The sequence below is a fragment of the Paracoccus sp. SMMA_5_TC genome, assembly GCF_009696685.2.
Classification (GTDB): Bacteria; Pseudomonadota; Alphaproteobacteria; order Rhodobacterales; family Rhodobacteraceae; genus Paracoccus.
Genome location: NZ_CP102356.1, coordinates 284,263 through 305,689, shown reverse-complemented (window position 1 = coordinate 305,689; position 21,427 = coordinate 284,263). Strand labels below are relative to the sequence as shown.

21 protein-coding genes are annotated in these 21,427 nt (G+C 64.6%); 16 read left to right on the top strand and 5 right to left on the bottom strand.

The window, feature by feature from the left end; all coding sequences use genetic code 11:
• Positions 1–375, top strand: coding sequence for a histidine triad nucleotide-binding protein (locus tag GB880_RS15085; protein WP_154489886.1), 375 nt, complete (start codon positions 1–3; stop codon positions 373–375).
• 6 nt (positions 376–381) lie between these two features.
• On the opposite strand, the gene GB880_RS15080 is transcribed toward GB880_RS15085, so the two are convergent.
• Entirely contained in the window at positions 382–1,359 is a 978-nt protein-coding gene (locus tag GB880_RS15080; RefSeq protein ID WP_154489884.1) for an ABC transporter ATP-binding protein, read from the bottom strand.
• A 69-nt stretch (positions 1,360–1,428) separates the two neighbouring features.
• Between GB880_RS15080 and GB880_RS15075 the strand changes: the two genes are divergently transcribed.
• The 3 genes from GB880_RS15075 to GB880_RS15065 all read left to right on the top strand — a co-directional run bounded on the left by GB880_RS15075 (position 1,429) and on the right by GB880_RS15065 (position 5,477).
• Complete coding sequence (locus GB880_RS15075; RefSeq protein WP_154489882.1) at positions 1,429–1,617, top strand: zinc-finger domain-containing protein; 189 nt, start codon at positions 1,429–1,431, stop codon at positions 1,615–1,617.
• A 93-nt stretch (positions 1,618–1,710) separates the two neighbouring features.
• On the top strand, positions 1,711–4,509 hold the full coding sequence (gene polA / locus GB880_RS15070; RefSeq protein WP_154489880.1) for a DNA polymerase I: 2,799 nt from the start codon (positions 1,711–1,713) through the stop codon (positions 4,507–4,509).
• A 26-nt stretch (positions 4,510–4,535) separates the two neighbouring features.
• Positions 4,536–5,477, top strand: a complete 942-nt coding sequence (locus GB880_RS15065) for a cation diffusion facilitator family transporter (protein ID WP_154489878.1) — start codon at positions 4,536–4,538, stop codon at positions 5,475–5,477.
• Here GB880_RS15065 and hemN read toward each other — a convergent pair.
• On the bottom strand, positions 5,474–6,829 hold the full coding sequence (hemN, locus tag GB880_RS15060; protein WP_263467391.1) for an oxygen-independent coproporphyrinogen III oxidase: 1,356 nt from the start codon (positions 6,827–6,829) through the stop codon (positions 5,474–5,476). The two genes, GB880_RS15065 and hemN, sit on opposite strands and share 4 nt — an antisense overlap.
• 49 nt (positions 6,830–6,878) lie before the next feature.
• Here hemN and fnrL point away from each other — a divergent pair, with 49 nt between their 5' ends.
• On the top strand, positions 6,879–7,628 hold the full coding sequence (gene fnrL / locus GB880_RS15055; protein ID WP_154489918.1) for a transcriptional regulator FnrL: 750 nt from the start codon (positions 6,879–6,881) through the stop codon (positions 7,626–7,628).
• An 18-nt stretch (positions 7,629–7,646) separates the two neighbouring features.
• Here fnrL and GB880_RS15050 read toward each other — a convergent pair whose 3' ends face one another.
• Entirely contained in the window at positions 7,647–8,480 is an 834-nt protein-coding gene (locus GB880_RS15050; RefSeq protein WP_154489876.1) for a universal stress protein, read from the bottom strand.
• 229 nt (positions 8,481–8,709) lie between these two features.
• Here GB880_RS15050 and ccoN point away from each other — a divergent pair, with 229 nt between their 5' ends.
• The 8 genes from ccoN to ccoS all read left to right on the top strand — a co-directional run bounded on the left by ccoN (position 8,710) and on the right by ccoS (position 16,828).
• Positions 8,710–10,329, top strand: a complete 1,620-nt coding sequence (gene ccoN / locus GB880_RS15045) for a cytochrome-c oxidase, cbb3-type subunit I (protein WP_154489874.1) — start codon at positions 8,710–8,712, stop codon at positions 10,327–10,329.
• 9 nt (positions 10,330–10,338) lie between these two features.
• Positions 10,339–11,064: a cytochrome-c oxidase, cbb3-type subunit II gene (gene ccoO / locus GB880_RS15040; protein WP_154489872.1), complete on the top strand. Its 726-nt coding sequence runs from the start codon at positions 10,339–10,341 to the stop codon at positions 11,062–11,064.
• A gap of 8 nt (positions 11,065–11,072) precedes the next feature.
• Positions 11,073–11,261 (top strand): cbb3-type cytochrome c oxidase subunit 3, encoded by a 189-nt coding sequence (locus GB880_RS15035; protein ID WP_154489870.1) that lies wholly within the window; start codon positions 11,073–11,075, stop codon positions 11,259–11,261.
• Positions 11,261–12,301 carry a cytochrome-c oxidase, cbb3-type subunit III gene (gene ccoP, locus GB880_RS15030; protein WP_195840722.1) on the top strand — a complete coding sequence of 347 codons (1,041 nt, stop codon included), beginning with the start codon at positions 11,261–11,263 and terminating at the stop codon, positions 12,299–12,301. The genes GB880_RS15035 and ccoP overlap by 1 nt, the downstream gene beginning before the upstream one ends.
• A 235-nt stretch (positions 12,302–12,536) precedes the next feature.
• On the top strand, positions 12,537–13,994 hold the full coding sequence (gene ccoG / locus GB880_RS15025) for a cytochrome c oxidase accessory protein CcoG (protein ID WP_154489868.1): 1,458 nt from the start codon (positions 12,537–12,539) through the stop codon (positions 13,992–13,994).
• A complete protein-coding gene (locus GB880_RS15020) occupies positions 13,994–14,458 on the top strand; it encodes a FixH family protein (protein WP_154489866.1) in 465 nt (154 codons plus the stop codon). The genes ccoG and GB880_RS15020 overlap by 1 nt, the downstream gene beginning before the upstream one ends.
• 1 nt (position 14,459) lies before the next feature.
• Complete coding sequence (locus GB880_RS15015; protein ID WP_154489864.1) at positions 14,460–16,661, top strand: heavy metal translocating P-type ATPase; 2,202 nt, start codon at positions 14,460–14,462, stop codon at positions 16,659–16,661.
• Between the two features lie 8 nt (positions 16,662–16,669).
• On the top strand, positions 16,670–16,828 hold the full coding sequence (ccoS, locus tag GB880_RS15010; RefSeq protein WP_154489862.1) for a cbb3-type cytochrome oxidase assembly protein CcoS: 159 nt from the start codon (positions 16,670–16,672) through the stop codon (positions 16,826–16,828).
• Positions 16,829–16,902: 74 nt separating this feature from the next.
• On the opposite strand, the gene GB880_RS15005 is transcribed toward ccoS, so the two are convergent.
• Positions 16,903–18,534, bottom strand: coding sequence for a serine hydrolase (locus GB880_RS15005; protein ID WP_263467390.1), 1,632 nt, complete (start codon positions 18,532–18,534; stop codon positions 16,903–16,905).
• A 278-nt stretch (positions 18,535–18,812) separates the two neighbouring features.
• On the opposite strand from GB880_RS15005, the gene clpS reads away from it, so the two are divergent.
• From clpS to GB880_RS14990, 3 genes are read left to right on the top strand one after another with little or no spacing between them, the layout of a single operon-like run.
• Positions 18,813–19,130 (top strand): ATP-dependent Clp protease adapter ClpS, encoded by a 318-nt coding sequence (gene clpS, locus GB880_RS15000; RefSeq protein WP_154489860.1) that lies wholly within the window; start codon positions 18,813–18,815, stop codon positions 19,128–19,130.
• Positions 19,131–19,133: 3 nt separating this feature from the next.
• Positions 19,134–20,153 (top strand): class I SAM-dependent methyltransferase, encoded by a 1,020-nt coding sequence (locus GB880_RS14995; protein WP_154489858.1) that lies wholly within the window; start codon positions 19,134–19,136, stop codon positions 20,151–20,153.
• Positions 20,150–20,959 (top strand): SDR family NAD(P)-dependent oxidoreductase, encoded by an 810-nt coding sequence (locus GB880_RS14990; protein WP_154489856.1) that lies wholly within the window; start codon positions 20,150–20,152, stop codon positions 20,957–20,959. Before GB880_RS14995 ends, GB880_RS14990 begins: the two co-directional genes overlap by 4 nt.
• A 1-nt stretch (position 20,960) precedes the next feature.
• Here the strand turns inward: GB880_RS14990 and GB880_RS14985 are convergent, their stop codons facing one another.
• Complete coding sequence (locus GB880_RS14985; RefSeq protein WP_154489854.1) at positions 20,961–21,377, bottom strand: hypothetical protein; 417 nt, start codon at positions 21,375–21,377, stop codon at positions 20,961–20,963.
• Positions 21,378–21,427 lie beyond the last annotated feature (50 nt).

Genomic DNA, 21,427 nt, shown 5'->3' with positions numbered 1-21,427 from the left:
ATGCCCGCCTATGATCCCGACAACATCTTTGCCCGCATCCTGCGCGGGGAAATCCCCAATGACACGGTGCTGGAAACCGAACACAGCCTGGCGTTCCGCGACATCCGCCCGCAGGCCCCGGTCCATGTGCTGGTGATCCCCAAGGGGCCCTATGTCAGCTATGACGATTTCGCCGCCAATGCCTCGGACGCCGAGATTGTCGACTTTACCCGTGCGGTCGCGCGCGTGGCCCGAGACATGGGGGTCGATCTGGACCATGGCCAGGGTTTCCGCGCCATCACCAACGCCGGACGCGATGGCGTGCAAGAGGTGCCGCATTTCCATCTGCACATCCTGGGCGGGCAACCCATGGGGCGGATGGTCAACCTGCCTTAGTCCGCCTCAGCCCCCGGCCTGTCGCGCTGGCGCATCCGAGGTCAGTTGCAGGAAAACATCCTCGAGGTCGGGGGCCTCGACCCCGATGTCGCGGATCGGCAGGCCCGCCGCGCGCAGGGCGTCGATCAGGGCATCGACCGCCACGCGCGAAGGGGCATAGCTCAGCGCAAGCCGCCCGTCAGGATGGCGTTCGGCGCGCACATGCGCGGGCAGGGCCGGGATCGTGCGGGCATCGCCGGTGTCGATCACCAGCGTCTTGGAATCGGCCTGGCCCAGCAGCCGGTCCTTGTCCTGGCACAGCACCAGTTCGCCGCGATCGATGATGGCGATGCGGTCGCACATCTCCTCGGCTTCCTCGAGGTAATGCGTGGTCAGGATGATGGTCATGCCCTCTTCGTTCAGGCGTCGCACATTGCGCCACAGCATGTCGCGCAGCTGGATGTCGACGCCGGCCGTGGGTTCATCCAGCACCAGGATCTGCGGCCGATGCACCAGCGCCTTGGCCAGCAGCAGCCGCCGTTTCATGCCGCCCGACAGATGGCGCGAATAGCTTTCTGCCTGATCGGTCAGCCCGACCAGTTCCAGCAGTTCGTCGGTCCAGCGTTCGGCCTTGGGCACGCCGTAAAGGCCCGCCTGCACCTCAAGACTTGCGCGCGGCGACAGGAACGGGTCGATGTGCAGCTCTTGCGGCATCACGCCGATGGCGGCGCGGGACTGGCGCGGGTTCACGTCCTGATCGAAGCCCCAGATCACCACCTTGCCCGCGGTCTTGCGCACCAGACCGGCCAGGATGTTGATGGTGGTCGATTTTCCCGCCCCGTTCGGCCCCAGCAGGCCGAAGATCGAGCCCGCCGGAATTGTCAGGTCCAGCCCCTTCAGCGCCTGTTTCGGGGCCGAGCCGGCGGTGGCGGCGTAGGTCTTGGTCAGGCCGGTGATCTCGATGGCGTTCTGTTGCGGGGCAGGGGTGTCATGGGGGGCTGGCATCGTCTCGCGCCGTTCATTATGATCGCCGCCGGTTTAACCCCGTTCGCCGTCAAAGCTCAAGGAATTGCCATGACCATTTCGGCCCCCGAGATCCAGACCGTCACCACCTGGAAGGTGGCTTGCGATGGCGACGACAGCCGCGGGCTGGGCCATCCGCGGGTCTGGCTGGCAATTCCGCGCGATACCGGTTGGGTCGAATGCGGCTATTGCGACAAGCGTTTTGAAATCGATCGCGAACACGCCCACGACGATCACTGATCCGCTTCGCCAGCCACAATCCGCGCCGGCCTTGGCCACGCCGCTTCTTCGTGGCAGTAAGGGGCGCATCAGGCAGGAACAGGGACGCGTGCGATGACGACGACATTCGGCAAGGGCCATCACCTGCACCTGATCGACGGTTCGGCCTTCATCTTTCGCGCCTATCACGCGCTGCCGCCGCTGACCCGCCGTTCCGATGGTCTGCCGATCGGCGCGGTTGCCGGTTTTTGCAACATGTTGTGGAAATATGTGCAGGAAGCCAAGGGCAGCGACGCCCCCACCCACGCGGCGGTAATCTTCGACCACAGTTCCAAGACATTTCGCAACGACATCTACCCTCTTTACAAGGCGAACCGCCCCGAACTGCCCGAGGATCTGCGCCCGCAGTTTCCTTTGACGCGCGAGGCGACGCGGGCCTTCAACATCGCCTGCATCGAGACCGAGGGATACGAGGCCGATGACATCATCGCCACCCTGGCCTGCCAGGCGCGCGAGGCCGGCGGGCGCGCGACGATCATCAGTTCCGACAAGGATCTGATGCAGCTGGTGGGCGGCGGGGTCGAGATGCTGGACCCGATCAAGGGCAAGCCCATCGGCCCCGACGAGGTGCGCGAAAAATTCGGCGTCGGCCCGGAGCGGGTGGTCGATGTGCAAGCCTTGGCCGGCGATGCGACAGACAACGTGCCTGGCGCCCCTGGAATCGGCATCAAGACTGCCGCGCAACTTATTGAAGAATATGGAGACCTGGAAACGCTGCTGGCGCGGGCCGAGGAAATTCGCCAGCCCAAGCGCCGGCAGACGCTGATCGAGCATGCCGATCAGATCCGCATCTCGAAACGGCTGGTGGCGCTGGATTGCCAGACGCCGCTGGATTTCTCGCTCGACAGTCTGGAAATCCGCGACCCCGAGCCGGCGGCGCTGCTGGATTTCCTGACGCGGATGGAGTTTCGCACCCTGACAACGCGGGTCGCGGATCGCTTCGGGGCCACGCCGCCCTCCAATCCGCCCGAAGCGGCACCGGCCGCCGCCACCGCGCCAGCGCTGCCGCCCATCGACCGCAGCACGTATATCGTTTTGCAGGACGAGGCGGCGCTGTCCGCCTGGGTGGCCGAGGCCCGCGAAACCGGACTGGTCGCCATCGACACCGAAACCACCGGCCTGGACGAGATGCAGGCCGGACTGGTCGGGGTGTCGCTGTGCCTTGGGCCGGGCCGGGCCGCCTATCTGCCGCTGGGCCATGTCACAGGCAAGGCCGATCTGTTCGGTTCGGGGGCGCTGGTCGCGGGTCAGGTGCCGATGGACCGTGCCCTGGCGATCCTGCGGCCGCTGCTCGAGGATCCGGCGGTGATGAAGGTCGGCCAGAACATCAAATACGACTGGAAGGTTCTGGCCCGGCACGGCATCCGCATGGCCCCGGTCGAGGACACGATGCTGATGTCCTATGCCCTGAACGCAGGCAGTCACAATCACGGCATGGACGAGCTGGCGCAGACCTACCTGGACCACCGCTGCCTTCCGATCAAGGATCTGATCGGCAGCGGCAAGAGCCAGATCGGCTTTGCCGAGGTGGATATCCCGCGCGCGGCCGAATATGCGGCCGAGGATGCCGAGGTGACATGGCGGTTGTGGCATCATTTCCGCCCGCGCCTGTCCCGCGAGCGCGTCACCACCGCCTATGAGCGGCTTGAGCGGCCGATGATCCCGGTGCTGGCCGACATGGAAATGGCCGGCATCCGCATCGATGCCGACCACCTTCGGCGCATGTCTGGCAGCTTTGCCCAGGCCATGGCGGCGCTCGAGGCCGAAATCCACGCGCTGGCCGGCACCAGCTTCAATGTCGGCAGCCCCAAACAGCTGGGCGAGGTGCTGTTCGACCGCATGGGCCTGGCGGGCGGCAAGCAGGGCAAGACCGGGGCCTTTTCCACCAGCGCCGAGGTGCTCGAGGATCTGGCTGCCGAGGGCCACGATCTCGCGGCGCGGGTACTGGACTGGCGGGCGCTGTCCAAGCTGAAGTCGACCTATACCGATGCCTTGCCGTTGCATGTCAATCCCGACACCGGCCGCGTCCACACCAGCTATTCCATCGCCGGCGCGCAGACCGGGCGGCTGGCCTCGACCGATCCGAATCTGCAGAACATCCCTGTTCGCACCGACGAGGGCCGTCGTATCCGCGAGGCCTTTGTCGCCGGGCCCGGGATGCGGCTGGTCAGCCTGGACTACAGCCAGATCGAATTGCGCATCCTGGCGCATGTCGCCGCCATTCCGGCGCTGAAGCAGGCATTCCGCGACGGCATCGACATTCATGCCATGACCGCCAGCCAGATGTTCGGCGTCCCGGTCGAAGGCATGGACCCGATGATCCGCCGCCGGGCCAAGGCGATCAACTTCGGGGTGATCTATGGCATCTCGAGCTTTGGCCTGTCGCGCAACCTGCGCATCCCGCGCGCCGAGGCGCAGGCGTTCATCGACACCTATTTCGAGCGGTTCCCCGAAATCCGCGCCTATATGGACCGCACCGTGGCCCAGGCCAAGCAGCAGGGTTTCGTGCGCACGCTGTTCGGGCGGCGCATCAACACCCCCGGCATCAACCAGTCGGGACCGGCCGCGGGCGGTGCGCGGCGCGCGGCGATCAATGCCCCGATCCAGGGCGCTGCCGCCGACATCATCCGCCGCGCCATGATCCGCATTCCCGCTGCCATCGCCCATCTGCCGGCGCGGATGCTGTTGCAGGTGCATGACGAACTGGTGTTCGAGGTCGAGGCGGGCGCGGCAGACGAGCTGATCGCCGCCGCCCGCCAGGTGATGCAGACCGCTGCCGAGCCCGCCGTGCAGCTGGATGTGCCGCTGATCGTCGATGCCGGTCAGGGCGCCAATTGGGCCGAGGCGCATTGACCGGCCCGACAGGAGAGGTCTGAGACATGGCGCATTCCCACGCGCATCACCGCCACGATCATGATCACGGCCATAGCCATATGCCCGGCGGCCTGGGCGATCGCGCGATCCTGCTGGCGGTGGTGGTCAACCTGGCCCTGACCCTGGCGCAGGTGTTGGGGGGCTGGATCGCCGATTCCACGGCGCTGATTGCCGACGGGGTGCACAACCTTTCCGATGCGCTGGCCCTGGTGCTGGCCTTTGGCGCGCGCCGGCTGGCGCGGCGCCCGGCCAGCCCGCAGATGAGCTTCGGCTGGGGCCGGGCCGAGGTGCTGGCGGCCTTTGTGAACTATCTGGCGCTGATCGCGGTGTCGATCTGGCTGGCGGTCGAGTCCGTCAACCGGTTGATCGAGCCGCCGCAAGTTCAGGCCGGACTGGTGATGGCGCTGGCGGGGCTGGCCCTGGTGATCGACCTGGCGACGGCGGCGCTGGTCTGGCGCGCGGCGCGCAGCAGCATCAATATTCGCGCCGCCTTTCTGCACAACCTGGCCGATGCGGCGGTTTCGGTGGCGGTTATCGTCGGGGGCGTGCTGATCTGGGCCTTTGACTGGCGGGTGGTCGATCCCTTTCTGACGCTGCTGATCTCGGCGGTGATCGTCTGGCATTGCTGGCACGAGATCGGCCCGGTGATCCGGGTCTTGATGCTGGGCGCGCCGGCGGGCGCGGATCCCGACGGCCTGCTGCGTGCGGTGGGCGAACTGCCCGGCGTGGTCTCGGCCCACCATCTGCACATGTGGCAGATCGACGAACGCCGCAGCGCGCTGTCGCTGCATCTGGTGGTCGATTCAGATACCGATACCGCGGCGACCGTCAGGCGCGTCAAGGCCATGCTGCGGCACGATTTCGGTATCGATCACGCCACCATCGAAACCGAACAGGATGGCCAGCCCTGCAGCGATCAGCCCCATCCTGCGGCGGCGCCGGGCTAGATCGCGGCAGAATGGCCCGAGGGCGCCATATCGTAGCAGTCGAACATGCGGGCGATCATGCGTGTCAGTGGCCGACCGTGCGGCAGGATGCGCAAGCCTGCGTCATCGGCGGCAACCATGTCGCCGAATCGCCGCACCACCGGGGCGAACAGCGCCGCCAGCCGCGCCGGCGGCAGATCGAACCGCTGGGTGAATTCGGCCGAACGGATGGCGAAATCGCACATTAGCGCCTCGATCATGCGGGCGCGCCAGATGTCCTCGGGCGAGAATGCATGGCCGCGCTGTGTGGCAAACCGTCCGTCGCGGATCGCGGCCAGGTAGCTTCCGGTGGCGCCTGCATTCTGGGCATAGCCTTGCGGAAAGCGCGAGATCGACGAGGCCCCCAACCCGATCAGAACCTCGGCGGTATCGTCGGTATAGCCCTGGAAGTTGCGGCGCAATTGACCGGCCGACTGGGCGCGTGCCAGACCGTCGCCCGGACGGGCGAAATGGTCGATGCCGATTTCCTGGTAGCCATCGGCCAGAAACAGCGCCCGGGCGGTGTCGAACAACGCCAACCGATCCTGTGGCTGAGGCAGGCTTTCCGTCGGGATCATCACCTGGCGCTTGGCCATCCAGGGAACATGCGCATAACCGTAAAGCGCAACCCGATCCGGCGACAGCGACAGCAGCTTCTGCACCGAGGTTGCGATCCTGGCCTGATCCTGATGCGGTAGTCCATACAGGATGTCGGCATTCACGCTGGCGATGCCATGATCGCGGATCATGTCGATGGCGCGGCGGGTGATGTCGAAACCCTGTTCGCGACCGATGACCTGCTGGATCTGCGGGTCGAAATCCTGAATCCCGATCGAGGCGCGGGTCAACCCGGCATCGGCCAGCGCATCCATGCGCGGCCTGTCGATTTCATTGGGATCGATCTCGACCGAGAACTCGGCGTCGTCACAAAGCGGCAGCGCGGTGAATATCGCCTCGGCCAGCTGCCGGATGGTGGCTGCGGGCAGCAGCGTGGGCGTGCCGCCCCCCCAATGCAGCCGCGACAGGCGCACGCCCTGGGGCAGGGCGGCGCGCAGCATGGCCAGTTCCTTCATCAGGCTTTGGGCATAGCTGATGACCGGCGCGTCGGACTGGGTGCCCTGGGTGCGGCATGCACAAAACCAGCACAACCGGCGACAGAACGGCACATGCAGATACAGCGATATCGCCGCACCGGCCGGAATGGCCTCCAACCAGGCGCGATATTCGGCCGACCCGACGGCCGTGCTGAAATGCGGCGCCGTGGGATAGCTGGTGTAGCGCGGAACGCGCGCGTCAAAAAGTCCCAGACGCTCAAGTTGCGATTGTTGTTTCATGCGGTTATCCTGCCTGTGAACACGCGCCAGGACATTGACCCAGATCAACATGCGAACGGATGCCGTCACGCTTGCCTCGCAGCACCCCTGCGAGATTTGCCCGATCCGCAGCCGCGCGGTCTGTGCGCATTGTGGCGAGGACGATCTCGCCGAGTTGGAGGAGATCAAGTTCTATCGCCGCTTCGAGGCGGGGCAGACCGTCGTCTGGGCGGGCGATCACATGGATTTTGTCGCCTCGGTGGTGTCCGGGATGGCGGGGCTGACCCAGCAGCTCGAGGATGGGCGCACGCAGATGGTGGGGCTGATCCTGCCCAGCGATTTCCTGGGACGGCCCGGCCGCGACAGTGCCGCCTATACGGTCACCGCCACCAGCGACCTGCTGCTGTGCTGTTTTCGGCGCAAGCCCTTCGAATCGCTGCTGCGCGACCGGCCGCGCATCGCCGCGCGGCTGCTGGAAATGACGCTGGACGAACTGGATGCCGCGCGCGACTGGCTGTTGCTGCTTGGCCGCAAGTCGGCGCGAGAGAAAATCGCCTCGCTGCTGGTCATTCTGGCCCGGCGCGAAGCGGCGCTGATCAACAGCCGTCCACAGGGGCGGATTGCGGTGGAACTGCCGCTGACCCGCGAGGCTATGGCCGACTATCTTGGTCTGACGCTGGAAACTGTCAGCCGGCAGATGAGCGCGCTGAAGCGCGACGGCGTGATCGAGCTTGAGGGCAAGCGCCGCGTCATCGTGCCGGTGTTCCAGCGCCTTGTGCTGGAAAGCGGCGACGACGCCGACGGCGGTCCGCTGAGCTGACCGCCGCCGCGCAAGCCGTCATCGCGCCATCAGCACCGGCACCTGCGCCTTTTCCAGCATGTTGCGGGTGGCACCGCCCAGGATCGCCTGGCGAAAGCGCGAATGGCCATAGGCCCCCATGACCACCATGTCAGCGCCGATTTCGGTCACGCGGCGGATGATCATGTCGCTGATCTGGGGTTCGGTCTTGGCCAGCACCGCAATCTCGGCCTTGACGCCGTGGCGGGTCAGCATCTGGCACAATGCGCCGCCCGGATCCGAACGCTCCGGACCGTGCGGCGACGGGGCGATCACGGTGATTTCGACCGCATCGGCGGCGATCAGTAGCGGCAGCGCCCGCCGCACGGCGGTCATCGCCTCGTTCGACTGGTTCCAGGCAATCAGGATGCGCCGCCCAAAGGGACGCTCCAACCCGTCCGGCGCAATCAGCACCGGCGCGCCGCCCTCGAACAGTGCCGCCTCGGTCACCGCCTCGGCGTCCGGGGTCGCGTCGGGACCGTAAGGGCGATTGAGCAGCACAAGATCGGAATAGCGCGCGCGCATGCCGATCAGCGTGGTCAGGCCGCCGACCTGGGCAACCGCCGAATCGACGGACCAGCGGATATCCTCGTTGGTCAGGCGCGCGCTGACCTTCTGTTCAAGTTCGGCCGCGGCTTGCATCGCCTTGTCGATGGCTTCCTGAAATACATAGGCCGAAGCGCCGGCATAATAATAACCGCTTTGGGTATGATCGACGCCAAGGCAGAATACGTCCAGATGCGCATCCTGCTGGCGCGCCAGAGCAATGGCGGCCTCGAGCTGCTGCTTTTGGCTGGCGCTGGTCAGCACCGTCAGAATGGTCTTGTAGGCCAAGTTCCCGCTCCTTTCGCGGATAAGCTCTGTCGCGCGCCCCCGCCGGCAATCCTGATCCGGTCACGAAGCGCCGCTTTCTTCAGGATGACATCATTTAACAGGCTGCGGATTGATGCAGATCAAAGTTTCGTCAACCGTCGGGGGCTACAACACAAGGGTCAAGGCCCGCGTCCGACGCAGTGCAACTGCGAATCGGGCGCGCTTGGCGGTGGATGAAGGACAGTGAGCAATGTTGGATACCATCAAGCTGATCGCGCTGGGAGCGATCGCGGTCTTGGCGGCCATCGGTGCGAATTTCGCCCGGGCCGATGACCCCGCCTATATGGTGAATGCCCTGATCGTGATGCTGGTCGCCGGCTTCATGTTCGTGCGGGTCTTGCGCCAGATGGGCAACGAACAGCCCGCACTGGATCCGCACCCGGAAACCGAATACATGGACGGCGTCGTGCGCGCGGGCGTCGTGGCGACCGCCTTCTGGGGGGTGATCGGCTTTCTCGTCGGCGTCATCATCGCGTTTCAGCTGGCCTTCCCCAGTCTGAATTTCAGCGACCTTACCCAAGGCTACACCAATTTCGGCAAGCTGCGGCCGCTGCATACCAGCGCCGTGATCTTTGCCTTTGGCGGTAACGCGCTGATCGCCACCTCGTTCTATGTTGTGCAGCGCACCAGCGCGGCGCGGCTGTGGGGCGGCAACGCGGCCTGGTTCGTGTTCTGGGGCTATCAGCTGTTCATCGTTATGGCGGCCACCGGTTATATCCTGGGCGCTACCCAGTCCAAGGAATATGCCGAGCCGGAATGGTATGCCGACCTGTGGCTGACGATCGTCTGGGTTGTCTATCTGGCGGTGTTCCTGGGCACGATCCTGAAGCGCAAGGAACCGCATATCTATGTGGCGAACTGGTTCTATCTGTCCTTCATCGTCACCATCGCCATGCTGCACATCGTCAACAACCTGGCGGTGCCGGTCAGCCCCTTCGGCTCCAAGTCGGTGGCGCTGTTCGCCGGCGTGCAGGACGCGATGACGCAGTGGTGGTATGGCCACAACGCGGTGGGCTTCTTCCTGACCGCGGGCTTCCTGGGGATGATGTATTACTTCATTCCCAAGCAGGCCGAACGCCCCGTCTACAGCTACAAGCTGTCGATCATCCACTTCTGGGCGCTGATCTTTCTATATATCTGGGCGGGGCCGCACCATTTGCACTATACCGCGCTGCCTGACTGGGCCTCGACCCTGGGAATGGTGTTTTCGGTCATCCTGTGGATGCCCAGCTGGGGCGGCATGATCAACGGGCTGATGACGCTGTCGGGCGCCTGGGACAAGCTGCGCACCGATCCGATCATCCGCATGATGGTGGTGGCGGTCGGCTTTTACGGCATGGCGACCTTTGAGGGGCCGATGATGTCGATCAAGGCCGTCAACAGCCTGTCGCATTACACCGACTGGACCATCGGCCATGTCCATTCCGGCGCCCTGGGCTGGAACGGCATGATCACCTTTGGCGCGCTGTATTACCTGGTGCCGCGCCTGTGGGGACGCGAGCGGCTTTACAGCCTGTCGCTGGTCAGCTGGCACTTCTGGCTCGCCACCATCGGGCTGGTGCTCTACGCCGCCTCGATGTGGGTGTCGGGCATCATGGAGGGGCTGATGTGGCGCGAGGTCGATGCTCAGGGCTTCCTGGTCAACGCCTTTGCCGACACCGTGGCGGCCAAGTTCCCGATGAACGTGGTCCGGGCCCTGGGCGGGGTGCTGTTCCTGACCGGCGCGCTCATCATGTGCTATAACCTTTGGGCCACCGTTGCCCGGCAACCCAAGACGCAGCCGCTGACGGTTGCCGTCCCGGCCGAGTAAGGACGCATCATGGCAATTCTCGACAAGCACAAGGTTCTGGAAAAGAACGCCACATTGCTGCTGGTGTTTTCCTTTCTGGTGGTGACCATCGGCGGCATCGTCGAAATCGCGCCGCTGTTCTATCTGCAGAACACCATCGAAAAAGTCACCGGCATGCGCCCCTATACGCCGCTGGAGCTGAAGGGCCGCGACATCTACATCCGCGAGGGCTGCTATGTCTGCCACAGCCAGATGATCCGCCCGATGCGGGACGAGGTCGAGCGCTATGGCCATTACAGCCTGGCGGCGGAATCGATGTATGACCATCCGTTCCAATGGGGGTCGAAACGCACCGGGCCGGACCTGGCGCGGGTGGGCGGGCGCTATTCGGACGAATGGCACATCGATCACCTGACCGATCCGCAGGCGGTGGTGCCGGAATCGATCATGCCGAAATACGGCTTCCTGCACGATCGCATCATCGATCCATCGGACATGCAGCAGCGGTTGCGCACCGATGCCCGTGTGGGCGTGCCCTACAGCGACGAGATGGTGGCCAATGCGGTGGCCGACTTCCGCGCCCAGGCCGATCCCGATGCCGATGCCTCGGGGCTGGAAGAGCGCTACCCCGGTGCCCAGCAGCGAAATTTCGACCGCCGGCCCGGGGTTTCGGAGATGGACGCGCTGATCGCCTATCTGCAGGTTCTGGGCACGATGGTCGATTTCTCGACCTTTGAACCCGATCCGAACCGCTGAGGTGCGCCATGGATCGCTATTCCATTCTGCGCCAACTGGCCGACAGCTGGGTGCTGCTGCTGCTGGTGCTGTTTTTCCTGGGGGCGGTGCTTTTCGCCTTCAGGCCTGGGTCCAGCCCGCTGCAGCGCGATGCCGCCCGAAGCATCTTTCGTAACGAGAAACGCCCCCCGCTGCCGGGCGACAAGGAGGTCGAGTGATGGCCGACAACAAGGACGAACACAGCAGCCCGCAGAATCCCGACAACCGCATCGAGCTTGAACGCCTGGCGGCCGATCAGACCCACAAGGCCCAGATCGCAGCGCATCCACCGGAAACCCCCGAAGGCGCCCCCCTGCACGAGCCGCGCCCGAAGGTCACGCGGGTGGTGCGCGATCGCAAGGGCGCGCGCCGCGTGGTCGAGGTGCCATCGACCGGGCACAGCTGGGACGGGATCGAGGAATACGACAACCCGCTGCCGCGCTGGTGGTTGTGGACCTTTTATGCCACCATCGTCTGGGGCGTGGTCTATTTCCTTCTTTATCCGGCATTTCCCTTGGTCAATGGTGCAACACAGGGGCTGCTGGGCACGAACTATCGCCAAGAGGTCGCAGCGGAAATCCAGCGCTTCAACGACGCCAACGCCCCGATCCAGTCCCGGCTTGCCGCGGCCGACCTGAACCAGATCGCCAGCGATCCCGAACTGGCCAATTATACCCAGAACGCGGGCGCCGCGATCTTTCGCACCTGGTGCGCGCAGTGTCATGGTTCCGGGGCAGGGGGCGCGGCGGGATACCCGTCACTGCTGGACAACGACTGGCTGTGGGGCGGGACGCTGGAGGACATACATCTGACCATCCAGCACGGCATCCGAGATCCCAAGGACGGCGATACCCGCTATTCGGAGATGCCGCGTTTCGGTGTCGATCAGCTGCTGGACAAGACCCAGATCCAGCAGGTGGTGCAATATGTCCTGAAGCTGGGCGATCTGCCGCATGATGCCGCGCAGGCGCAGCAGGGCGAGACGATCTTTGCCGAAAACTGCAGTTCCTGCCACGCCGAGGACGGCACCGGCGATCGTGCCCAGGGCGCGCCGAACCTGACGGATGCGGTCTGGCTTTACGGATCGGACCCGGCGGTCATCACCCGCATCGTCCACGATGGGCCCTTTGGGGTCATGCCCGCCTGGTCGGGCCGCCTGTCCGAAGCCGACATCCGCGCGGTTGCGGCCTATGTTCACAGTCTGGGCGGCGGCGAATAGCCCCGCTTCGGTATCGCCCCCGGCCTGATCGCCGGGGGTGATGACACCGGCCCACCATCCTGTTCGCGCGTTTCCAGGTGGGCCGGTGCCTTTCGTCAAGGTCGCAGCCCTGCGACAAAGCGCATACTGCCGGCTGTCGCCCAATTGAATATAACCCTGGCTGCCGGGCTTGATGCAGATCAAGGCAATGCCGCCCGCCGATCTGTATCCGGGTCCAGCGCAACAGGAGCCCATCATGTCGAATACCGACATCGAACCCCCGCGTCTTTATGCCGCGCGTGAGCCGATATTTCCGCGTCGTGTCCATGGATGGTTCCGCAACCTGAAATGGGTGATCATGGCCGTGACGCTGGCCATTTACTATATCACCCCCTGGATTCGCTGGAATCGCGGGCCTAACCTGCCCGATCAGGCGGTGCTGGTCGATCTGGCCAATCGTCGGTTCTATTTCTTCTGGATCGAGATATGGCCGCATGAATTCTATTTCGTGGCCGGCCTGCTGGTGATGGCGGGGCTGGGGCTGTTCCTGTTTACCTCGGCGCTGGGGCGGGTCTGGTGTGGATATGCCTGTCCGCAGACCGTCTGGACTGACCTGTTCATCCTGACCGAGCGCTGGGTCGAGGGGGACCGCAATGCCCGGCTGCGGCTTTGGAACGCGCCATGGAGCCTGAACAAGCTGCGGTTGCGTCTGACCAAATGGACGATCTGGCTGGTCATCGCCGTGCTGACCGGTGGCGCCTGGATCTTCTATTTCACCGATGCGCCAACGCTGCTGAAGAACCTGCTGACAGGCCAGGCGCATCCGGTGGCCTATATCACAATGGGAATCCTGACGGCGACGACCTTTGTCTTTGGCGGTTTTGCCCGCGAACAGATCTGCATCTATGCCTGTCCATGGCCGCGCATCCAGGCGGCGATGATGGATGAAGATACGCTGACGGTCGCCTATCGCGACTGGCGCGGCGAGCCGCGCGGCAAGATTCACAAGGGCGAAGCCACGCGCAGTGACGGCGGCAGCAAGGGCGATTGCATCGACTGCATGGCCTGCGTCAATGTCTGTCCCATGGGAATCGACATTCGCGATGGCCAGCAACTCGAATGCATCACCTGCGCCCTGTGCATTGATGCCTGCGACGACGTGATGGCCAAGATCGGCAAGCCGCGCGGCCTGATCGACTACATGGCCTTGCGTGACGAGGCAGCCGAACGTGCAGGCCAGGCGCCAAAGCCATTGTGGCGCCACATCCTGCGTCCGCGCACGATACTGTATTTCACCCTGTGGTCGGGCATCGGCATCGCCATGCTGGTCGCACTGTTCCTGCGTTCCCCATTCGATCTGAACGTGACCCCGGTGCGCAACCCGCTTTATGTCACCATGGCCGACGGCGCCATTCGCAATGCCTATGCGCTGCGACTGCGCAACAAGCAGGGAGATGCGCGCATCTTCGAGCTTTCCGTTGCCGGTCCCGACGGCAAACCGTTGCCTGGCCTCGAGCTTGGGCTGGAAGGTCTGCCCGCGAACAGTGTCGAGGTTGCAGCCGATAGCACCCATACCCAGCGGCTTTATCTGACGGTCGATCGGAATTCTCCCTTGGCGCAGGCGCCCCAGACCGAAGTGATTCTGTGGGCCAAGGATGCCAGCGATGGGCGCAGTGCCCGCATCGACACTGTCTTTCATGGAAGGAGCGAGTAATGCCGCGCGAACTGACGGGCCGGCATGTGCTGGCGATCACTCTGGGGGCTTTCGGCACCATCATTGCCGTCAATCTGTTCATGGCGGTGAAGGCGGTCGGAACCTTTCCGGGGCTTGAGGTCAAGAACAGCTATGTTGCCTCGCAAAGTTTCGATCGGGACCGGGCAGCCCAGCAGGCGCTGGATTGGACAGTGACCCCGGAATACGACGGCGCAGAGCTGGTGCTGACGATCCGCGACAGTCAGGGCAATCCGGCGCCCGTGCGGGATCTGCACGTGACCGTAGGCCGTCCCACCCATCAGCGACAGGATCAGGAACCGGAAATGACCTATCGCAATGGGGCATATCACGCGCCGCTGCGGCTTGAGCCCGGGTTGTGGAACCTGCATCTGACCGCGCGCGCGCCGGATGGGACCGTGTTTCGCCAGCGCATAGACCACTACCATGGCAACCGGGTGAAATAGCATGGCGGACACCGCCTTTCGCGATCATGATGCGCGCCTGTCGGCCTGTCCGGCCTGTGACGCCGCGCCGCTTGCGCAGCGCATCGCATCGGGCGCTTCCGGGACCGATCAGGCGATCATCCTGTCGCTGCCAACGATCCACTGTGCGACATGCATCACCGATGTCGAGCGCGCTCTTGGCCGCTATCCTGGGGTGCGCGATGCGCGCGTGAACCTCACGCTGCGCAGGGTCACCATCGATGCTCCGGGCCTGACAGCCGAAGAATTGATCCCGGTTGTCGAAGCCATCGGCTATGAGGCGCATGAACTGGACCCGGCCGCCCTTTCCGCCTCGGCGGCGGACCGGCAAGGACGCGACATCCTGATGCGCATTGGCGTGGCAGGGTTTGCGATGATGAACATCATGATCCTGTCGGTGGCGGTCTGGTCGGGGGCCGAGGCCGCGACCCGCGACATGTTCCACTGGATATCCGGGGCCATTGCGCTGCCGACGGTGGTGTTTGCGGGCCAGCCTTTCTTTGCAAGTGCCTGGCGCTCGCTGCGGCATGGCCGGCTTGGCATGGATGTGCCGATTTCGCTGGCGCTGATCCTGGCCAGCGCGATTTCCTTCTATGAAACGCTGCATTCGGGCCGGCACGCCTATTTCGATGCGGCGGTCATGCTGTGCTTTTTCCTGCTGATCGGGCGCTATCTGGATTACCGCACCCGGGCAGTTGCCCGCTCGGCGGCCGAGGAGCTGACCGCACTGGAGGTGCCACGTGCCTTTCGCATCACCGCCCAGGGCGACGAACCTGTTGCGGTCGCGTCTTTGCTGCCGGGCGATCTGATCCGTATCCGGCCCGGCGCCCGAGTGCCGGCCGATGGCGAGATCGTCGAAGGTTGCAGCGAAATCGATCGGGCGCTGCTGACGGGCGAAAGCATACCGGTGCCGGCCGAACCGGGCCATCGCCTTTCCGCGGGAGAGGTCAATCTGACCGGTCCGCTGATCATGCGGGTGACGGCTGCGGGCCGCGACAGTTCGCTGGCGCGGCTGACTGCACTGGTCGCGGCGGCGGAATCGTCCCGTGGACACTATACCGGTCTGGCCGATCGTGCCTCGCGGCTGTATTCGCCGCTTGTGCACCTGCTGGCGCTTTGCAGTCTCATGGGCTGGTATCTGAGCACCGGCGACCTGCGGCTGGCGGTCAATGTCGCGGCGGCGGTGCTGATCATCACCTGCCCCTGTGCATTGGGACTGGCGGTGCCGGCGGTCATCACGGCCGCCTCGGGGCGTCTGTTCCGGCGTGGCATGCTGATCAAGGACGGCACGGCGCTGGAGCGTTTGGCCGATGTCGACACGGTGGTGTTCGACAAGACAGGAACCCTGACCATGGGGGTGCCGCAACTGGTATCGCTGCAAGCAATACCTGAAGACGCACGCCCGATGGCGCTGGCCTTGGCGCGTGCCTCGGCACATCCGCTTTCGCAGGCACTGGCTCAGGCGCTGATCGAGGCAGGGGTCCGCCCGGCCCTGCTGACCGACCTGCGCGAGGTGCCAGGTCATGGGGTGCGCGGCCTGTTCGAGGGGCGCGAACTGCGATTGGGACGTGCGGATTGGGTCGGGGCCGAGCACGGAGAGGCGCCGCTGTCCGCAAGCTGGCTTTCCCTGCGCGAGGGGCCGCCTCTGCGACTGGAATTCAGCGATCGCCTGCGTCCCGGCGCCGAGGAGTGCATCCGCGGTCTGGTCAGCCAGGGGATGCGCCTGATGCTGCTTTCCGGTGATGCCATTCCCGTGGTGCGCGATCTGGCCGCGCGTCTGGGGATCGAGGAATGGCAGGCCCAGGTGATGCCGATGGAAAAGGCGGCGGTGATCGATGCGCTGCGCCAGAACGGAGGCCGCGTGCTGATGGTGGGGGACGGCTTGAACGACACCGCCGCCCTTACGGCCGCGCATGTCTCTATCTCGCCTGCATCTGCCCTTGATGCCGCCCGTGTTGCATCGGATGTGGTAATGATGGGCAGCGATCTGGCACCCGTGGCCGAGGTGATCGCGGTGGCGCGCAGCGCGCGCGCCAGGATAAAGGAAAATTTCGCGATCTCGGTGATCTACAATATCGTGGCGGTTCCGATTGCCATCGCCGGGATGGCGACACCATTGATGGCGGCATTGGCGATGTCGCTGAGTTCGATCAGCGTGACACTGAATGCGCTGCGCTTGCGTTAGGGGGCTGCATGGAAATCCTGGGCATGTTGATACCCGTTTCTTTGGGGCTTGGGGGGCTGGGGCTTGTGGCGTTCCTGTGGGCCTTGCGCGGACGCCAATACGAAGACCCCAAGGGCGATGCCGAAAGAATTCTCAGCCCGGAATGGGATGATCGCCCGAAGCCATGATATCCCGGATATTTGTGCCCAGCGACAGGGGGATGCCCCCCTGCTGACTGGATCGCCGGTGATGATCCCTCAGGTCAGGGACCGATCACCTGGCAGTGCTGCTGACGTGCCGCAAGGCGGCCGCAGGCAAGTTCGGCGGTTTCCCGAGTCATGCCGAGAAAATTCGCCTCATACCCCCGGCGGGTATTGGCAACGCGGCTACTGGCGTTACCCAGGTTGGCACTGTCCTGCAGAGCGGTGCGCAGCAGGATCTGCTCGGCTTCGGCATGAGAGCGGAACACCCCCAGGCTGACGCGCCAGGCCCTGCTGTCAGACCCCTTGCGCGATATCACCTGCGGAGCAGGAGCATCGACCGTATCAGGGGCCAGTGACGCCAGGATGATCCGCTCGGCCCGGGGCGGCGGTGCGGGCATATCGGTCTGGACAGGGGCCGGGACTGGCAAGGCGGCCAGCGTGGTGCTTTCCGGCTGCGGAACCTGCACCGCCGATGCACCACGATCAGCAGGTGCCGGAGACGGCCGCGGCGCGATGATCGGATCGGTGGCAAGCGGTTCGGAAGCATCGCCCTCTTCCGGGCGGGCTTCGGGGCGGGCTGTCACCAGAATCGGCGATGCAACGCTGGCTGCCGCCACCGGACCGGTGCCCGGCTTGCGCTGGGGACGTGCCGCTGTGGTAACAGCGGATGCGGCGGGGGGCGCGGATGGGGGGGCCGCAGCCGCCTGCGCGCGCGTCACCGCTGCCGAGAGTGCCGCGGGACTGATACTGCCAACGGATGCGCGTGCAACTGGCCGCTGCGATGCCGAAAGCCTGACGACCGAGCCCGCGCCGGCGCTGACGGGCCCCGGTTCGACCCGGGCCACCTGGACCGTCCGGCGAACCTTCTGTTCGGCAATATATTGCGGGGGCGCCGGCTTGACCTCACGCACACGGTTGGGGGCCTTTCCAAAGCCGGCATCCAGCAGCTGTGCCATGACCGCATTGCGATGGGCGGTGGAATTGCCGCCCAGGACCGTTGCAACGATGCGCTTGGAGCCGCGTTTCGCCGAGGCTGTCAGGTTGAAGCCCGCAGCCCGGGTATAGCCGGTCTTGATGCCGTCCGCGCCCTCATAGCTGTCAAGAAAACGCTTGTTGGTGCTGGAGACCATCGCAATCCCTGCGTCGGCCGACCGCCGGGAAAAGATCGAATAATATTGCGGAAAATCATAGAACAATCGCCGCCCCAGGATGGTCATGTCGCGGGCGGTGGAATAATGCCCTTCCGCCGTCAGGCCATTGGCGTTGCGGAAGTTGGTGTTGCGCATGCCCAGGGCACGCGCCGTTTGCGTCATCTGTGCGGCAAATCGTGCCTCGGAGCCGGCCAGACCTTCGCCGATGGCGGTTGCCGCGTCATTGGCCGATTTCACGGCGGCAGCCCGGATCAGATAGCGCAGTTCGATACGTTGTCCCGGTTTAAGTCCCAGACGCGAGGGGGGCTGCGATGCCGCATGCTGAGATACCAGGAACTTGCTGTCCAGACGAACCTGGCCCCGTTCGATGGCGTTGAACGCCATGTAAAGCGTCATCATCTTGGTCAGCGAGGCAGGATGCAGCCTGGTGTCCGCATTCTGCCCGTAGATTTCCTGACCCGTTCGGGCATCCATGACAAAGGCCGCGAAGGGCGCAGCCATCGCCGACAAGGGCAGGACGGCCCATGCAAATAGGATCATCAGTCCCAAACGGACATGGTGGGTGATTCTGCTCACGGTCCCGGTCTCTTCTGCCTCTGAGGGCGCGTTCATCATGCACGCCCTTCTTTAATGAAATGACAATAACACGGGCATCCCGGCTCGGAAACCGTAAGTTTGCCAGGCCAGCAACAGAATCTTCTGCAAGTTGCGGGGGCCTGTCGTGCGCGCGGCGCAGGGCTTACCAAACCCGGCAAAAGCGCCTATATTCGGTGCCGACCCGACCCTTGCCCTTGCAGAGTTCCGTGACCGACCCGCAGATGACCAACCGACCCGGCGAGCGCGAAGATGTCGAACTGGGGGTAAAGACCCGGCCGCGCACTCAGCGCCCCCCGATGTATAAGGTCTTGTTGCTGAACGACGACTTTACCCCGATGGAGTTTGTCGTCCATGTCCTGGAACGGCTTTTCTACATGAACCGAGCCCAGGCCATCGAAATCATGTTGACCGTGCATCGCAAGGGCGTGGCGGTCGTGGGCGTCTATTCCCACGAAATTGCGGAAACAAAGGTCGCTCAGGTCATGGAACTTGCGCGCCGCCAGCAGCATCCGCTGCAATGCACCATGGAAAAAGAGTAGAAATTGGCAGGCTCGAGGCTGGAACTTGCGTTTGGCGCCGCACCGCCAGAGGGGCGCGTATTGCTGCTGGGAGCCGATTCCCGCAGCGATCTGAGCCTGTTTGATCGCGAGCGGACGTTGGTGGTGCAGGGGTTTTATCCCGAGCATCAGGCCGTGCGCGCCATGGGATATCAGGTGATGACTGCCGCCGAGGGCGACTTCGACACTGCGGTGGTTTTCCTGTCGCGCGCCCGTGGCGAAACCCATGCGCGCATTGCCGATGCTGCGGCGCGGCTGCGCCCGGGTGCCGCGCTGTGGGTCGACGGACAAAAGACCGATGGCATTGACGCCATCCTGAAGGATCTGCGCTCCCTGGCGCCGGTGGATGCCATCCAGTCCCGTGGCCATGGCAAGATTTTCCGGGTCAGTGTGCCATCGGGCTCATGGTTGCCGTCCGACTGGACAGCGCGTCCGCGGGTGCTGGCCGACGGCATGGTGACGCGGCCGGGGGTGTTCTCGGCCGATGGGCCCGATCCCGGTTCGCAGATGCTGGCGGCGGCGCTGCCGGCACGGCTGCCCACGCGTATCGTCGATCTGGGCGCAGGCTGGGGCTGGCTTTCCGCACATATCCTGACACATGAAGGCGTCGAACAGCTGCACCTGGTCGAGGCCGATTTCGCGGCACTGGAATCGGCGCGTCAGAACGTCACCGATGGGCGCGCGCGGTTTCATTGGGCCGATGCGCTGGACTTTCGGCTGCCCGAACCTGTGAACGGCGTCATCATGAACCCCCCGTTTCATGATGGTCGCGCCGCCGATCCGCGCTTGGGTGCCGGCTTCATCCGCAGTGCGGCGCGGTTGCTGACCGGTGCGGGGCGGCTATGGATGGTCGCCAACCGTCATCTGCCCTACGAACATGTGCTGCGCGAGTGTTTCGCCGATGTTGCAGAGCTGGCGGGAGACAATCGTTTCAAGATATTGACCGCCAGCGGCGCACAGACCTTGGCCCGCCGACATCCTCCCAGGAAAGGACGCAAGCCATGACCATGTCCATCCAGGGCAAGACCGCAATTGTGACCGGAGCTGCGCGCGGGATCGGTCTGGCCATCGCGCGCCACTTTGCCGAAGCGGGCGCAAACGTGATGTTTGCCGACTGCGACGAGGCGGCGTTGGAAAGCGAACTGGGCGAAGAGGCGCGCGGCGACGGCCCGCTGCGCTATTTCGGCGGCGATCTGGGGCAGAAGCTGACCTTGGCCAACCTGGTTTCCGCCACGATCGACAGCTTTGATCGTGTCGACATACTGGTGAATGCCCATCGCGTCGTTCAGGGGTCCGATCCGCTTTCGGTCAGCGAAGAGGAACTAGCCGAGATGCTGCGCCAGAACATGTCCTCGGGCCTTCGCCTGTCGCAGCTGGTCGCGCGGCGCATGATGACCCAAGCGGAAAAGACGGAGAGCCCCGCCTTGCAGAACGGGGCCATCGTGAACGTCACCTCTCTGGCGGCCGACTGGCCCAAGCCGCACATGCTGGCCTATTCGATTGCCAGCGCTGCGCAGGCCCAGGCCACGCGATCTCTTGCGTCGGCACTTGCGCCGAACCGCATCCGCGTGAATGGCGTCGCCTTTGCCAGCATCATGTCCAGTCATCTGCAGATGAAGCTGCGCGAAGAGCCGGCGCTGCGCGAGCGCATGATCGCGGCGACACCTCTGGGGCGAATCGGAGGGGCCGATGAACTGTCCGAAACCGTGCTGTTCCTGGCCAGCGAGGCATCAAGCTTCGTGACCGGGCAGATTCTGCGTGTGGACGGTGGTCGCAGCCTGGGTGATCCGCTGGCGCCGGACGTATTCTGACCTAGCGCCGGGCTTGCTCGGGATAGGCGGCCTTGCAGGCTTCGACCGCGGCGGCGGCCTGACGGGCCAAGGCCTGCTTGCGCGCGACGAGGTTGTCGCGCTTGCGCTGCTCCGCTGCAGGATCAATCGGCACCCGATAGCGTTCGGTATCGGTGACGTCGCGCAGGCAACTGCGCTGAACGATCTGCGGTTTTCCATCCTTGTCGCGGATGACGCGCGAACAGACATCCCATTCGGTGCGTGTAACGCTGCGCTCCTCCCATGCATAGCCTCGGGCAAGGTTGCCTTCGACTTCGGCCAGCAATGACTGGATGGTGCGGTATTCGCGGGTGCTGCGGCTGATGCATTGTTCCTGCGGGGTTCCACAGGCTGCGACAATCAGCACAGGCATCAGGGCAAGCACGATATTGCGGGTCATGGCGACTGTCTCTAGTGATCCTTGCGGAAAGCATAGGCCCGCCCCCCACG